This is a genomic window from Weissella minor (assembly GCF_001437425.1).
GTDB lineage: Bacteria > Bacillota > Bacilli > Lactobacillales > Lactobacillaceae > Weissella > Weissella minor.
The window spans coordinates 582,339-596,920 of sequence record NZ_JQCD01000024.1; the positions used below are offsets into that span (position 1 = coordinate 582,339).

A 14,582-nucleotide genomic window follows, 5' to 3' on the forward strand; every position below is an offset into this window, starting at 1 on the left:
GCTTATACCGTATAACCAGCTTCAATCTGCTTAAAATCGCTCCAAACCATGCCCATTACATGACTGTCATGGTAGCGTCCATTGGCATAAAATTGTTCTTTCAATGTACCTTCCATTTCAAAACCAATCTTCTTGTAGATATGCACGGCAGCTTCATTATCCACATCAACATACAAATACACTTTATGCATGTTGATTACATTAAAGGCATATTCCAAACCTGCTCGCATCGCCTCTTGTGCTAACCCATTTCCTTGGAACTTTTCTTCAACAATAATTTGAATTTCTGTATTACGATGTAAATTATCAATATAAACCAATTCAACAACACCAGCAAACTCATCCTCAACATCAATCACAAAACGACGTTCAGATTGATCCAAAACGTGCTTGTCATAGAGCAATTCTAATTCATCAAATGATGTGTAAGGTTCTTCAAACCAGAGCGCCATCACCCCACGTGCATTTTCTTGTCGATAAATATAACTTAAATCTCTTTTTTCTAAAGGGCGTAGTTGCATTACTGTCTCCGATTCTATTCTACGTTATTTGTAAATTCATACTAAGTTTAATTGTATCAAAAATTAGAAAAGCATACAAAAAAGGTTCAGCTCATAGCTTATGCCATTAAACCGAACCATTTTAATTACTTATCTGATTGTTCCAATTGACGAATCAAGTCATCAATATGATTTCCATATTGAATTGAATCATCTTTTTTGAATGTCAGCTCAGGTGTCTTATAAATTGTTAAGCGACTCCCTAACTCTTTACGAATTAAACCAGTGGCTGCGCTCAAACCGTCAGCGGCCTTTTTGTTATCAGACGCAAGATCTGACAACAAACTATAGTACACTGTTGCTTGTTGTAAATCACCAGTCACTTCAACACCGGTCACTGTTACACCTTGAACACGAGGATCACGTACACGCTTTAACAAAATATCATTCACTTCACGTTGAATCTCTTGTTCTAAGCGACCAACTCGGAAATTTTGTTGTGCCATTATCGACCTCCTATTTTTGTAATTGATTAACGCTTAATTTCAACCATTTCGTAGGCTTCAATAACATCACCAATCTTTTCATCATTGTAGTTTTCAATTGTCAAACCGAAGTCATAACCGTTCTTAACTTCCTTAACATCATCCTTATAACGACGTAGTGTGTTTAACTTACCATCAAAGATCACAATACCATCACGAATCAAACGTACTGATGAATCACTTGTAATCTTACCAGATGTCACCATACCACCAACAATGGTTCCAACCTTAGATACCTTGAATAATTCACGAACATCGGCAGTTCCGACAATTTCTTCCTTATATTCAGGATCAAGTTGTCCCTTCATCGCAGCTTCGATTTCATCAATAACGTTATAGATAACACTGTGCAAACGAATATCAACATCAGCACTATCAGCTTGTGACTTCGCTTGAGGCGTAGGACGGACGTTAAATCCAATAATAATTGCGCCAGAAGCTTCAGCCAAAGTTACGTCAGATTCGTTGATGGCACCAACGGCTGTGTGAATGATATCAACTTTAACACCGTCAACATCAATCTTTTGTAATGATCCAGCTAATGCTTCAACTGAACCTTGTACGTCCGCCTTGATAATAACAGGCACCGACTTCATGTTTTCTTCAGCCATCTTGCTGAACAAGTCAGAAACAGATACCACATTATTACGGTTACGATCTTCAAGCAAAGCACGCTTTGAACGTTCTTCACCAGCTGCACGAGCAGACTTTTCGTCTTCAAAGACCACAAAACGGTTACCAGCAGATGGTACATCATTCAAACCAGTAATTTCAACTGGTGTTGAAGGCAAGGCTTCCTTAATACGACGACCGCGATCATTAGTCATCGTACGGACACGTCCATAGGTGTTCCCAACAACAATTGGGTCTCCCACATGCATCGTTCCTTGTTGCACCAATACAGTTGCGACTGGTCCACGACCTTTATCCAAACGTGCTTCAACAACTGATCCAGCAGCACGTTGGTCAGGATTTGCTTGCAAGTCCATCACATCAGCTGTCAATACAACCATGTCCAACAATTCATCAATATTGTCACCAAACTTGGCTGAAATATTAACAAAGATTGTATCTCCACCATATTCTTCAGGAATCAATTCGTATTGCATTAATTGATTGATAACATTGTCAGGGTTTGCGCCTGGCTTATCAATCTTGTTAACGGCAACAATAATTGGTGTTCCTGCTGCCTTGGCGTGATGAATCGCTTCAATTGTTTGTGGCATAACACCATCATCAGCTGCAACAACCAAGATGGTAATATCAGTGATGTTGGCACCACGAGCACGCATTTCAGTAAAGGCCGCGTGACCTGGTGTGTCCAAGAACGTAATTTCACGTCCATCAGTCTTAACTTGGTAAGCACCGATATGTTGCGTAATTCCACCAGCTTCACCATCAGTAATATGTGTATTACGTAGGTAATCCAAAAGGGTTGTCTTACCGTGGTCAACGTGTCCCATGATTGTCACAACGGGTGCACGTGGTTGAAGATTTTCAGCATTGTTGGCTTCATCTTCAAAAATCTTATCAATGTCAGAATGGTCAACTTCAACCTTTTCCTTAGCATCAATTCCATAGTCAGTGGCCAACAATTCAATTGTATCGCCATCTAGACTTTGATTTTGATTAACCATCACACCAAGCATGAACAACTTCTTAATAATTTCTGTTGCATCACGGTGAATCAACTTCGCGATATCTTGTACGTTCATCCCTACTGAATAGTTCAAAACTTCTGGTAATGGCTGGTCCTTACGTTGTGGTGCTGCTGGACGTGGCTCATTGTTACGTTGGTTATTGCGGTTTTGTCCCCGCTTACCCTTTTTACCACCACGGTTGTTATTGTTCCAACCACCATTACGGTTTTGGTTACGACCTTGGTTATTGTTTTGTGAACGTTGATTATTGTTGTTATTACGATTTTGTTGATTATTGTTTGCGGGCTTTTTGTCACCTGCAGCTTTTTGTGTCTTATTTGCTGGCTGGCTTTGCTTTTGGTCCGCATTTTGCTTGTTTCCAGCATTTGATGACTTGGCTGCTGGCTTTGCATCTTGCTTAGCCTTTGGTGCAGCTGATTTTGAAGCTTGTCCCTTTGGTTGAACCTGTTGCTTCAAATGTTGTTCTTGTTTGTCATCAATTGTAGACATATGGTTCTTAACGTCATATCCAGCGTCGGTTGCTGCTGACACTAAGTCCTTTGATGAAACATTTAATTCCTTTGCCAATTCATAAATTCGCTTGGTCATATGTCATCCTCCTATTGTTCTAAGTATTGTCGCATTTTTTTAGCAAAACCTCGATTTGCAACTGCAATCACAGTTCGCGGCATTCCCGTTGCATCTGCAAGTTCAGCCTTCGTAAATTTTGTACAAAATGGGACGTCATAACTCGTTGTCTTATCTGTAAATTTCTTTAAACTACTAGAACCACCATCACTCGCGAAAAATACCAATGATGCTTTTCCATTGCGGATTGCCTTTAAAGCAATATCTTCGCCGGCTTCTAGTTTACCAGCACGTCGTGCTAGTCCTAGTAAATTTAATATTTTTTGATCGTTATTCATCGCCAAACAATTCCCGTCGTGCAACTTGATGATCAACATATGCAATCAATTCATCATAAAATGAATCCGGTAACTTTGTACTAAAAGCCCGGTCAAAAGTGCGTTTTGTCTTCGCTTGGTTGGCTGTTTCAACGTCAAGTTTGATATAAGCGCCGCGACCATTGGCACGACCACTTGTATCTAACCCAACTTCTCCTTCAGGAGATTTAACAACTCGCACAAGCTCTTGTTTGGGAACCATTTCACCGGTCACAATGTCTTTGCGCATTGGAATTTTACGTTGCTTCATGGCACGTTCCTCCTTATGCAGTTTTAAATAAATTAATCTTCAGTACTACGCTTATCAGCCGCTTCAGGTGCCACACGATCTGGATTTTCCATTTCTGCAATCACAGCATCACGTTCACTTTCAGGCTTAATATCAATCTTGAAATTCGTCAAACGAGCAGCAAGACGCGCATTTTGTCCACGCTTACCAATGGCCAATGACAATTGATAATCAGGTACTAGGACGGTTACACCGCGTTCGTTAAGCGGATCAAAAATAACATCAACCACTTCTGCTGGGTTAAGCGCATTCTTGATAAATTCAACCGGATCTTCAGTCCATTCAACAATATCCATGTTCTCACCAGATAGCTCATTCACAATTGTTTGAACACGTGCACCACGTTGTCCAACCATTGTTCCAACTGCATCTAGGTTTTCATTATGTGAATAAACCGCAATCTTTGAACGGTCACCCGCTTCACGCGAAATTGATTTAATTTCCACAGTTCCATCATAAACTTCAGGCACTTCTGATTCAAATAAACGCTTAACCAAATCAGGATGTGTTCGTGAAACAAAGACTTGTGGTCCCTTCACTTCATTTTGAACTTCAGAAACTAATACCTTCATGTGATCACCCATTTGGTATGATTCGTTTGGCATTTGGTCTTCTGGCTTCATGGCTGCTTCTTGCCCACCAGGCAAAATAACATATAAGAAACGTGAATCTTGACGTTCAGCTTCACCCGTTACAATTTCATCCTTATAAGTGATGAAATTATTATAAACATTACCACGTTCGGCTTCGCGAACTTTTTGCATAATGATTTGCTTAGCAGTTTGTGCTGCCAAACGTCCAAAATCAGATGGTGTCACTTCAAACTTAATTTCATCACCCAATTCGTAAGCCTTATTCTTTGCTAAAGCGTCATCCAATGCCACTTCTTTGTTAGCATCTTCAACTTCTTCAACAACTGTCTTGACTGAGTAAACTTTGATGTTACCCTTTTTTTGATCAAAAATGACTTCTACATTATCTGCGTCATCATAATTCTTTTCATAAGCCTTCTTTAAAGCTTCTTCAATCGCTTCAACTAAAACTTCAGCCTTAATGTTCTTCTCTTCTTCAAGCGCATTAAGAGCTGCAACTAATTCCTTACTCATGTTAACTTCTCCAATTAATTAGAACGTATTTGTATGGCTTGCTTTTGCAATAATATCTCTTTGAATCGTTACCTGTTGTTCGTCTTCATCTTCAATGGTTAATGCTTCTGGCGTGTAACCAACGAGTTCACCGACAAATTCTTTTTGTCCATCAATTTTTCGATAAGTTGAAACACGAACGAACTTTTCTAAGGCCCATTCAAAATCGGCATCACTTGTTAAAATGCGATCTTGGTCAATTGACAAATGAGTCTGTTTAATTTGATCCATTGGAACTGTAACTTGCGTACGTTTTCCTTTTTTACCAACAACTTCTAAAGTTAATTCTGTAGCTGTTTTATCAATCAATGATCCAGATAATTCATTTGCATGATCAATCGGTGTTTTAAGCGCAACGGCAATTGTTTTATTTAACGCCCAATTATAATCACGATCTCGCTTTAATTCGCGTTCGGCCCCAGGTGATGATACATCCAAGAGGTATGCTTCTGGGAACGGATCAGGTTGAATCGCGTCCACATGATTACTAATGAATTCTGTCAACATCACAAGATCATCCATATTAATGTCACCATCTAGGCGATCCACCAATACACGTAAAACCATATCAGAATCTTGCTTTTCATATTTGACGTCCCACAAGTCAAAACCTTGTTCTGCTAAGGCATCTGCTAACACAGCCTGTACCTTATCAACAACTTCTGGCATTTTTAAAAACCTCCCTTCAGTTTAAACACTCTCTTTAAATAAATTCAAAAAAATGAGCGGCCACGACATACATGCCGGGCCACTCAACTAAGAGTCTATTTAATCAACAAATTCATTATAGCATTTGTATCATAAACATGCAAGAAATCAACCTGCAAGTCGTTTTTGTGTAAGCATAAAAATTGCGCTTCCCATAAATTGAACCGCTAAAATCGTCAGCACCAATGGGACCATTGTCGTGGTTCCACCTAAACCAACGATTGGGGACATAATTCCACCCATCGCATAACGCGTTAGCCCCAGAATTCCTGAAGCCGTTCCACTATCGCGATGCTCATGCGCCATGGCAATTGCAGTCGTCATACTACTAATACCACCAATTGGTGCCACAATCAAAAAGAATGCAAATGACACCAACAGTAATGATTTAGGTAAGAAGAGTGTTGTCAGTAATAACAAGCCTCCTAGCACTGATACAGCCATGAAGCGTTTCAAAATTGCTTGTGGCACATGCTTTTCAGCCATCTTTCCAGAAATACTAGCGCCCAACAAGATCCCAAAACCATTAAAAGCATAAATTGCTGAAAACTCGGGAACTGATACACCAAACATATCTTGTAACACAAATGATGAGCCTGCAATATAGGCAAATAATGCCCCCATCATTAATGCTTGAACCAATGTCATTGTCATAAAGAAGCGATTTGTAAACACATGTTTAAAACTGGTGAATGTGTCTTTCATCGTCACATGTTCAACTTTTTGTTTTGTTTCTGGTAATTTAAAGAAAATAGCAACAACTAAAATTGCGCCAAGTCCGGCCAATAACCAAAAAGTGCTGCGCCAATCAGCAATCGCAATCAGGATTCCCCCCAAGACTGGTGCTAAGATTGGGAAAATCCCATTAATAGTTTGATTGATTGCCACATTTTTTGTCAGTTGAATGCCTTCAAATGAATCAGTAATAATTGCCAACGAAAGAACTATTCCCGTTGCACCACCAAGACCTTGAATCAAGCGTAAAAAAATCAACCATTGAATATTATCACTAACGGCAATCCCAAAAGAAGCTAATGTAAACGCAATAATTCCAATTAAAAGGGGCTTCTTTCGTCCGATACGGTCTGATAGTGGCCCAATCAAAACTTGTCCAATTGCCAAACCAAACATCGTCGCTGTAATTGATAACTGCGTCATTGCAGCCGTCGTATGCAATTCTTTTTGTAAAACCGGTAATCCAGGTAAGTAAAGATCTAGAGCAAGTGGTCCAAAAGCACTTAATATCCCTAGAATAATGACTTGTGTTGATGTCATTTTTTGTTTTTTCATATCATTTCCTCAAATAAAAAGGGCTTAAAATTAAGCCCTTGCCTCCAAAACTAGATGCCACCAAAGAGTTTGATGAACAAACCAGCAATATTGAAATAAATTAGAACAGACGTTAAGTCGGATAATGTCGAAATAAATGGTCCTGATGCAACTGCGGGGTCAACACCAATCGAATCCATAATCATTGGAATGAACGCACCAGCAACATTAGCCACCAAAATCGCAATTCCCATCGCTAATCCAACCGCAACCCCTAATAAGACGTCGTGCTTCCAAATAGATACAACGCCGAAAATCGTAAAGCCGGCAACCACACCAATCGCAACACCAATTAAAATTTCAGACCCTAGCATTTTCCAAATGTTTTCAGATTCTTTAAATGCCAAACGACGCACAGCAACCGCCAAAGATTGCGTTCCCGCATTTCCAGCCGTTCCCGTAATTAATGAAATAAACACTGCCAAAATTGGAGCCGTCGCCACTAATCCGTTAAAACTATCAATAACTGATGCCGTTCCCATTCCCAAAAAGATTAGACCAACTAACCATGGTAAACGCTTTGCAGCTGCTTTCAAGGGATTATCATCATTACTATCAACGTCAACACCAGCCAAGCGTGAGTAGTCTTCAGTTGCCTCTTCATCAATAACATCAACAATGTCATCAACCATAATAATACCCAGTAATGTATCATCCAAAACGACTGGCAGTGAAGTGAAATTATAGTCCGCCATCACGTGCGCAACTTGCTCTTGGTCTTCATCGGGTGTTACTGAAATAATATTCGTGTCCATCACATCTCGTAAATGTAATTCATCGTTTGCCAACATCAAGGTACGCAAAGAAACAACACCAACTAATTTATTATTATCATTTAACACGTATATGTATGTAATTTGTTCAGCATCTTCAGCCGCAATTTTAACAGCCTGCATGGCCTCAGGAATTGTATCATTTTCATTAATCGCAATGAACTCGTGACTCATCAATGAACCAGCCGTCTCATCATCATAATTCAACAGTTCACGAATATCTTGAGAATCATTCTCAGGCATTAATGACAAATACATCCCCAAATCATGGGCATTTAATTCTTCCAAGAAATCAACTGAATTGTCAGAATACATTTTATCTAACATTTCAGCTGCATATTTTGGTGACATTTCCTTCAATAATTCACTGGGATCTAGGTCATCATCTAAGGGAATTTCGTCAAAGACATCCGCTAAATCACTCGGATCAAGCCAGTCAATCACTTGTTGGCGTAATTGTGATGGTAAGTTTAAATAAAATTGTCCTTGGTCATAACCATGCAACTCATCAAAATCAGCTTTAAATGCTTGTTCATGCCCTTGTTCAAGCTCACTAACTAATTTTTTAGCGTGTTCACTAATTTCTTCACGCATGTCTTCCGTGATTTCTTCTGCATTATTATTTTCTGCCGCCATAAATAAACTCCTTTCCCATTTTAAAGTGTGACTTGATACCCATCTAGTAAGTCAACCATATCTTCTGGCAACGCACAGGTGGTCTTACGGTCCATTTGGGCGAAAGGATCATAAAAAGTTAATGCATACGCATGCAATGCTTGGCGTGAAATACCCCGATCCATCGGACCACCATAGATTTCATCTCCCACCAAAGGGAAACCAATATGACTAAAATGCACGCGAATTTGATGTGTTCGGCCCGTGTGTAAACGTACACGCACTAAAGTCATATTTTCAAAACGGTGCTCAACCCAATATTCAGTTGTTGACTCGCGACCGTCTTCACGTACTTCACGTCGAATAAAATCACCATCCATCCGACCAATTGGGCCTTCAATGATGCCATGATCGTCAGGTAAAATACCATCTACAACCGCAAAATAACGCTTGTCGACCGCGTGCGTTTGCAACTGCTTATCCAAGAGTCCATGCGCAAAACGATGTTTCGCCAAAAGCGCCACCCCTGACGTAAACCGATCTAAACGGGTCACAACATGTGGGACCAAATCAGTTGAACCTGAAGCTTGTAAATAACCTTTGACGCGATTAACCATCGTTGTTGAGCGATCGGCTTTTCCCGGAACTGATGTAATCCCTGCGGGTTTATTAACAATTAACCAATTTTCATCTTCATATAAGACATCTAATGGTAAATGAGAGATTTCAACAATATCATTTGATTGTTCAGGTGGTAAGGTAATGATGACCTTTTCCCCCGGTTGAATTTCATCAACGGTGCGTACTTGCTGACCATTGATTTCAACTGCGCCACCCCCACGTTTAATAATTGAAAACATGCGGTGTGACACACCTTGTTGTGCTAAAAATGTCTTAATTTTTAAAGGGGTATCATCTTGATTAACCCAGCTAAATGATGCCACTATTTTTCCTCCGGTCCAATAAAACTAGTTTGAATACGATGCCAAAAATTCATATGACGATATTTAGCAAATCGAATTTTGGTTGGTGCTATTTTAAAATCAATCTTTTCCAAATTTTTAGTCACAAAATGTAAGGTATCAAAAGCAATTTGCACAGATGAATCCATCGCATCAGGTGATTTAATTGTGACAACATCATGATCACTTAAGATAACTGGTGAACCGAGCGTTCGAAAAACGCGATTATTAATTGAACCAATTTCAGTCAATTGCATCGCATCAAGATTTGGGCTCACAACCGCTCCGCCGATTGCTTTATTATAGGCAGTCGACCCACTTGGGGTTGCAATTGATAATCCATCTCCTTTGAAACGCTCAAAATAATTGTCATTAATTAAAACTTCAGCAGAAAGTGTCCCAAATGAGCGTTTGATAACCACTTCGTTCAAGGCATAAATCGTTTGCTTAACACTTCCCGAGAAATACAAATCTGCTTGCAAAATGGGATATTCAACATATTCCTTTGAATCGTGCGTCAAACTATCAACCAATTCATCCAGTTCAAAATCTTGCCAATCGGCATAGAATCCGAGATGCCCCGTATGTACACCAATAAAACGAACTGAATCTAATTGCGCATCATACTCATGAAAAGCTGACAGTAATGTACCATCGCCGCCCACCGAAATAACAATGTCTGGATTCTCTTGATCAAATTCAATATTTGCATCCGGCACTGCCAGAATTTTTGAAGTTAATGCTTCCGCAATATTGATTGAATGTTCATTATCATTTCGGTAGATAGCAATTTTCATGATTCGCCTCACTTTTGCCTGTTAGTCATTCGTTTCTTGATGTAAATGTTCAAATATTTCATCAATTTGGTTTGATAAATCAGCAGCAAGTTTTAATTGTTGCTCCATATCTTCGGTATATTCACCGTTATACTTGTAATTAATTGCATGTTCAATTGTGGCCCAAACATTCATCTGCATTGTTCGAATTTGAATTTCCGCCAACACCTTATGTTCACCAGTAATTAATTGCAAAGGATATTCAATTACAATATGATATGAGCGATATCCAGACGGCTTACCATTTGTGACATAATCACGTTCCTCTAGAATCGTCATATCTTTTCTTTGGCGCAATAAATCGACAACTTTATAAATATCATCAGTGAATTGCGTCATGATGCGGACACCTGCCAAATCTTCCATGTCTTTTTCTAAACGATCCAATTCGATATGGCGTCGTGTCATTTTCTCATTAATTGCATCAACAGCTTTTACGCGACCGGTCACAAATTCAACCGGTGTTTGAATCCCAGCTAAATTAAATTCTGGGCGCATACCACGTAGCTTTACCTTCAACTCATCGACAGTTTGTTGATAAGGCTGTAGACGCACGGCCCATTCTTTGTCATTCATAAATAAGTCATCTCCCACGCAAAATTTTCCTTTTTACATTGTACCAAAAATATACCGGCTTGTATTGCCCACTAATCAGATTCCTGCCTATACGAGTTCACGCGTCAAAAGTACCATATCTTGTAAGTCAATGCCCTTGACATTGATTGGTTTTTCGTAGCTTTCAAAATAAGCTTTACGAATACCAGAAAATCTAAAACCGGCTTTCATATAAAATGCCATATTTTGAAAGTCAGCATCCCCCGTCCCGACAAGCATCTGTTTGTAATCATCTGAATAGCATGCAAATAAATAATCAATAAACGCTGATCCAACGCCATGCCCTTGGTACTCTGGCAAAATATCCATATTTTTTAATTCAATACATGCTGCTTGATTTTCTATCAATAAGGCAACACCCACACATTTACCAGCATCACTTGCAATAAAAACATCACCTTTATCAATGTACTTATTCAATTGCATTTCATCTTCATCACCAATTAAAAGCAAAGGTCGTAATTGATCTCGATTCAAATTTTCATATTTACTAAATAATACTGACTGTACCATAAGCTATCTCCTTGCAAAGTTCATAAAAATAAGGTGTCTGATTCATATAGACAGACACCTCTAAATTCAATTAACGTGCAAAATCAAACTTTAATGTTTCAACGGGCTTTTCATCACGTGTATAGAATTGAACGCTTAATTTATCTTCAAGAACAGATAAAATTGCATAGGTTCCTTCTAAGAAAGCATATTGTCCACGTGGCAATGAAATTGAACCAGGATTAATAAACAAGATGTCATCAATCATTTGAACCCCTAGTTGATGGGTATGTCCAGTTAACACAACATCCACTTGTTTTGCTTGAGCGGCTTCGACTAATCGTCCTAAAGACATTTCCGTGTGGTATAAGTGTCCATGCGCAATATAGATATTAATATTGGTGTCTTGATAATCGCGATCATCTGGGAACATTGGATCCATATCCATATTTCCAACGACCGGCAAAAAATCATCAAAAACTGAATCAGTATGGCTCAACTCAGAATTGCCAATATAAAACATTGCTTTAACCTTACCACGATAATCATTTGCTAATTTTTCAAGAATTTCGCGATCACCGTGTGTATCTGAAACAATTAAATAATCCATTTTTATGCCTCCCACCATGCACTAAACTGTTCTAAAAAGCTTTCCAATGCTTTTCCGCGGTGTGAAATATCATTTTTTTCATCAACAGTTAATTCAGCTAAAGTCTTATCAAAAGGCGCGTAATAGAATAATGGATCGTAACCGAATCCGTCAGTCCCACGCGCTTGGGTTAAGATTTGCCCATCAACAGCACCTTCTGCCACGATTTTCTCACCATTTGGTTTTAAAGCGACAATCACGGCAACGAATTTTGCACTGCGTTGTGTATCAGGGATATCCTTTAATTCATTCAATAGTTTGGCATTATTCGCGGCATCATCGTGATCACCCGCATACCGCGCTGAATAAATACCTGGTGCTCCATCCAATGCGTCTACAACCAAACCTGCATCTTCTGCAACCACTGGTAATTGATAAGCATCCATAATCGTCTGGGCCTTAATCAAACTATTTTCTTCAAAAGTCTGACCATTTTCAATAATCTCTGGGCAATTGTCTAGATCAAGTAGCGAAAGCACTTCAATGCCTTTTGGTGCTAAGAAACGTTTAAACTCTTTTACCTTACCCGGATTTTTTGATGCAAAAATTAATTGTGGCATAACTAGTTTACTCTCCCATCATTAATGTAATCCCTGATTCATCCGGAATTAAATGTTTCACATTTACCGGTATTTCTAACCAGCTTGTTGCAATTTGCTCGAAGGTATCTGTATCCCCGGTCGTAAAATATTGATCATCTTCATGATTAGCCATCGGATAAATACCATGTCGTGCATCATTATCATCTAAGATTTGTTCGACAATTTTGATTGCTTCAGCTCCGGCGTTAATCAATGTGACATCCTCACCGACAACTTTTTGAATTTCAGAACTTAGTAATGGAAAATGCGTGCATCCCAAAATCAATGTATCAATCTCTTTATTCATTAAATCATGCAACTGTTCTTGAACAATAGCTAATTTTTCTGATTCACTCTGTTCATTGGATTCAACCAATGTCACCAGTTTTGGTGTTGGTACTTGTAAGACATCCATTCCGGGATTTGCCGCCATCAAGCCATTGTAGTAAGCATTTGAATCAACTGTTCCTTGCGTGGCAATCACACCGACTTCATTATTTTCAGTTTCATCCAAGGCCGCATCAACTCCAGGCTGAATAACACCAACAACTGGAATTGGTAAATGTTCTTGTAACAAGGGTAGCGCTGCCGCTGTTGCTGTATTACAAGCAATCACTAATAATTTAATCCCATCATCCAGATCATTTAAATAACGTCCGATTTGTAATGTGAACATGGCTACTTCTTCAGTACGCCTAGGTCCATATGGCATGCGCAGCGTATCTCCCACGTATTTCACTTGTTCATTTGGTAATTGATATAAGGCCTGCTTAACTGCAGTCAGCCCACCCACACCAGAATCCATATATCCAATTGCTCGATTATCCATTACGTACCCCCAAAAAAATTTAATCTAAAATAACTTTACGAAAATATCGATAAAATTGACGACCGCAAAAAAGCCGCTAATCATAGCTAGCACACCATACATCATACTTGCAAAACGTCGATTACGTTTGAATTGTCGTTCGGCAAAAAAATACAGTGCAGCTGTCACAATTGAGAAACCGACCACTAGCACAATTGTTTTTAAAAATGGATCCATTATTTATCTTCTTCCCTCACTAAGCTAGTTTCATAATATCTGCTGGTACTTCAAAAATATAATCAGCATGCTCAAATAATTCACGTTCTTTGGTTCCCCATCCAGCTAATCCAAATTTGGCATTTGCATGATGCGCTGCTTGCATATCATGGACAGAATCTCCAATATAAATGGTTTCATTTGGTTCAACTTCCAAGTCAGTCATTGCCTTTTCAATTGGATCCGCAAATGGTTTCATACGTGGTGTTTGACCGGCAAAAACGAACGCATCAAAATACTGATCAATACCAAAAGCATTCGCATGATCCGCATATTCTTCAGCCGTATTTGATGTTACTAAACCAACAGAATGTGATTCAGCTAACTTTGCTAATACTTCTTGGATACCAGGAAATACATCAACTTCATCCCAAAAATCATGATAATGGCTTTGCCATTCTTTTTGAATTTTTTCTGGATTTGGAATTTCTAAAAATTGAAGGGCTTCGTATGAAGGTAGTCCAAAACTGCGATACACATCGTCATAGGTTAAATCAAACCCATTTTCTTTTAATGTATGCTGCAATGACAACATATACATTTTTTCAGTATTTAACAAAGTTCCATCGACATCAAACACAAATGCATTCATAATTCGGCTCCTCAATTAATTCCTTTACTTACTATTATACCAATATTTAGACAAATAAAAAACGCTCTTAGCAATGCTAAGAACGTTTTTTATATAAGTGCCGACTAAAGGACTCGAACCTTCGACCCTCGCTTTACAAGAGCGATGCTCTACCAACTGAGCTAAGTCGGCATAATCATATCGATTATACGTAATACTTATGAGATGACTTACGTCTCTCAAAACTGAATCATATTTTAAACTTTATCTTCATTATTATAAA

At 38.9% G+C, this 14,582-nt stretch carries 18 protein-coding genes and 1 tRNA gene; all 19 read right to left on the reverse strand.

Annotation, left to right across the window (positions count from 1 at the left end):
* Window positions 1-2: 2 nt before the first annotated feature.
* The gene (locus IV67_RS06300) at window positions 3-521 is read right to left on the reverse strand and encodes a GNAT family N-acetyltransferase (RefSeq protein WP_057788204.1); all 519 of its coding nucleotides are present in this window, start codon (window positions 519-521) and stop codon (window positions 3-5) included.
* Window positions 522-646: 125 nt separating this feature from the next.
* The gene (gene rbfA / locus IV67_RS06305) at window positions 647-1,006 is read right to left on the reverse strand and encodes a 30S ribosome-binding factor RbfA (RefSeq protein WP_057788207.1); all 360 of its coding nucleotides are present in this window, start codon (window positions 1,004-1,006) and stop codon (window positions 647-649) included.
* Window positions 1,007-1,032: 26 nt separating this feature from the next.
* The gene (gene infB, locus IV67_RS06310) at window positions 1,033-3,294 is read right to left on the reverse strand and encodes a translation initiation factor IF-2 (protein ID WP_057788209.1); all 2,262 of its coding nucleotides are present in this window, start codon (window positions 3,292-3,294) and stop codon (window positions 1,033-1,035) included.
* Window positions 3,295-3,305: 11 nt separating this feature from the next.
* Window positions 3,306-3,611, reverse strand: a complete 306-nt coding sequence (locus IV67_RS06315) for a YlxQ-related RNA-binding protein (protein WP_057788211.1) — start codon at window positions 3,609-3,611, stop codon at window positions 3,306-3,308.
* Entirely contained in the window at window positions 3,604-3,900 is a 297-nt protein-coding gene (gene rnpM, locus IV67_RS06320) for an RNase P modulator RnpM (protein ID WP_057788212.1), read from the reverse strand. The genes IV67_RS06315 and rnpM overlap by 8 nt, the downstream gene beginning before the upstream one ends.
* A 32-nt stretch (window positions 3,901-3,932) precedes the next feature.
* Window positions 3,933-5,045: a transcription termination factor NusA gene (nusA, locus tag IV67_RS06325; protein ID WP_057788214.1), complete on the reverse strand. Its 1,113-nt coding sequence runs from the start codon at window positions 5,043-5,045 to the stop codon at window positions 3,933-3,935.
* A gap of 18 nt (window positions 5,046-5,063) precedes the next feature.
* The gene (locus IV67_RS06330) at window positions 5,064-5,753 is read right to left on the reverse strand and encodes a ribosome maturation factor RimP (RefSeq protein ID WP_057788216.1); all 690 of its coding nucleotides are present in this window, start codon (window positions 5,751-5,753) and stop codon (window positions 5,064-5,066) included.
* 147 nt (window positions 5,754-5,900) lie between these two features.
* Complete coding sequence (locus tag IV67_RS06335) at window positions 5,901-7,082, reverse strand: multidrug effflux MFS transporter (RefSeq protein WP_057788218.1); 1,182 nt, start codon at window positions 7,080-7,082, stop codon at window positions 5,901-5,903.
* A 50-nt stretch (window positions 7,083-7,132) separates the two neighbouring features.
* Window positions 7,133-8,530 carry a magnesium transporter gene (gene mgtE / locus IV67_RS06340; RefSeq protein ID WP_083486691.1) on the reverse strand — a complete coding sequence of 466 codons (1,398 nt, stop codon included), beginning with the start codon at window positions 8,528-8,530 and terminating at the stop codon, window positions 7,133-7,135.
* A 20-nt stretch (window positions 8,531-8,550) separates the two neighbouring features.
* Window positions 8,551-9,453: an RluA family pseudouridine synthase gene (locus IV67_RS06345; protein ID WP_057788220.1), complete on the reverse strand. Its 903-nt coding sequence runs from the start codon at window positions 9,451-9,453 to the stop codon at window positions 8,551-8,553.
* Window positions 9,453-10,268 (reverse strand): NAD kinase, encoded by an 816-nt coding sequence (locus IV67_RS06350; RefSeq protein ID WP_057788222.1) that lies wholly within the window; start codon window positions 10,266-10,268, stop codon window positions 9,453-9,455. Before IV67_RS06350 ends, IV67_RS06345 begins: the two co-directional genes overlap by 1 nt.
* A 21-nt stretch (window positions 10,269-10,289) precedes the next feature.
* Complete coding sequence (locus tag IV67_RS06355; protein ID WP_057788224.1) at window positions 10,290-10,883, reverse strand: GTP pyrophosphokinase; 594 nt, start codon at window positions 10,881-10,883, stop codon at window positions 10,290-10,292.
* Between the two features lie 87 nt (window positions 10,884-10,970).
* Window positions 10,971-11,435 carry a GNAT family N-acetyltransferase gene (locus tag IV67_RS06360; RefSeq protein WP_057788226.1) on the reverse strand — a complete coding sequence of 155 codons (465 nt, stop codon included), beginning with the start codon at window positions 11,433-11,435 and terminating at the stop codon, window positions 10,971-10,973.
* Window positions 11,436-11,505: 70 nt separating this feature from the next.
* The gene (locus IV67_RS06365; RefSeq protein WP_057788228.1) at window positions 11,506-12,024 is read right to left on the reverse strand and encodes a YfcE family phosphodiesterase; all 519 of its coding nucleotides are present in this window, start codon (window positions 12,022-12,024) and stop codon (window positions 11,506-11,508) included.
* 2 nt (window positions 12,025-12,026) lie between these two features.
* Window positions 12,027-12,623, reverse strand: coding sequence for an XTP/dITP diphosphatase (locus tag IV67_RS06370; protein ID WP_057788230.1), 597 nt, complete (start codon window positions 12,621-12,623; stop codon window positions 12,027-12,029).
* Between the two features lie 7 nt (window positions 12,624-12,630).
* Window positions 12,631-13,473 carry a glutamate racemase gene (gene murI, locus IV67_RS06375; RefSeq protein WP_057788232.1) on the reverse strand — a complete coding sequence of 281 codons (843 nt, stop codon included), beginning with the start codon at window positions 13,471-13,473 and terminating at the stop codon, window positions 12,631-12,633.
* 24 nt (window positions 13,474-13,497) lie between these two features.
* On the reverse strand, window positions 13,498-13,689 hold the full coding sequence (locus IV67_RS06380) for a hypothetical protein (RefSeq protein ID WP_057788234.1): 192 nt from the start codon (window positions 13,687-13,689) through the stop codon (window positions 13,498-13,500).
* A gap of 19 nt (window positions 13,690-13,708) precedes the next feature.
* Window positions 13,709-14,320 carry an HAD family hydrolase gene (locus tag IV67_RS06385; protein WP_057788235.1) on the reverse strand — a complete coding sequence of 204 codons (612 nt, stop codon included), beginning with the start codon at window positions 14,318-14,320 and terminating at the stop codon, window positions 13,709-13,711.
* 98 nt (window positions 14,321-14,418) lie between these two features.
* Window positions 14,419-14,491, reverse strand: a tRNA-Thr gene (locus IV67_RS06390).
* Window positions 14,492-14,582 lie beyond the last annotated feature (91 nt).

Coding starts and splice junctions, on each gene's coding strand:
- IV67_RS06355 (WP_057788224.1), bottom strand. CDS start 10,883: ATGAATGACAAAGAATGGGCCGTGCGTCTACAGCCTTATCAACAAACT.
- IV67_RS06300 (WP_057788204.1), bottom strand. CDS start 521: ATGCAACTACGCCCTTTAGAAAAAAGAGATTTAAGTTATATTTATCGA.
- IV67_RS06365 (WP_057788228.1), bottom strand. CDS start 12,024: ATGGATTATTTAATTGTTTCAGATACACACGGTGATCGCGAAATTCTT.
- IV67_RS06330 (WP_057788216.1), bottom strand. CDS start 5,753: ATGCCAGAAGTTGTTGATAAGGTACAGGCTGTGTTAGCAGATGCCTTA.
- IV67_RS06370 (WP_057788230.1), bottom strand. CDS start 12,623: ATGCCACAATTAATTTTTGCATCAAAAAATCCGGGTAAGGTAAAAGAG.
- nusA (WP_057788214.1), bottom strand. CDS start 5,045: ATGAGTAAGGAATTAGTTGCAGCTCTTAATGCGCTTGAAGAAGAGAAG.
- mgtE (WP_083486691.1), bottom strand. CDS start 8,530: ATGGCGGCAGAAAATAATAATGCAGAAGAAATCACGGAAGACATGCGT.
- IV67_RS06385 (WP_057788235.1), bottom strand. CDS start 14,320: ATGAATGCATTTGTGTTTGATGTCGATGGAACTTTGTTAAATACTGAA.
- IV67_RS06360 (WP_057788226.1), bottom strand. CDS start 11,435: ATGGTACAGTCAGTATTATTTAGTAAATATGAAAATTTGAATCGAGAT.
- infB (WP_057788209.1), bottom strand. CDS start 3,294: ATGACCAAGCGAATTTATGAATTGGCAAAGGAATTAAATGTTTCATCA.
- IV67_RS06380 (WP_057788234.1), bottom strand. CDS start 13,689: ATGGATCCATTTTTAAAAACAATTGTGCTAGTGGTCGGTTTCTCAATT.
- IV67_RS06350 (WP_057788222.1), bottom strand. CDS start 10,268: ATGAAAATTGCTATCTACCGAAATGATAATGAACATTCAATCAATATT.
- murI (WP_057788232.1), bottom strand. CDS start 13,473: ATGGATAATCGAGCAATTGGATATATGGATTCTGGTGTGGGTGGGCTG.
- IV67_RS06335 (WP_057788218.1), bottom strand. CDS start 7,082: ATGAAAAAACAAAAAATGACATCAACACAAGTCATTATTCTAGGGATA.
- rbfA (WP_057788207.1), bottom strand. CDS start 1,006: ATGGCACAACAAAATTTCCGAGTTGGTCGCTTAGAACAAGAGATTCAA.
- IV67_RS06315 (WP_057788211.1), bottom strand. CDS start 3,611: ATGAATAACGATCAAAAAATATTAAATTTACTAGGACTAGCACGACGT.
- rnpM (WP_057788212.1), bottom strand. CDS start 3,900: ATGAAGCAACGTAAAATTCCAATGCGCAAAGACATTGTGACCGGTGAA.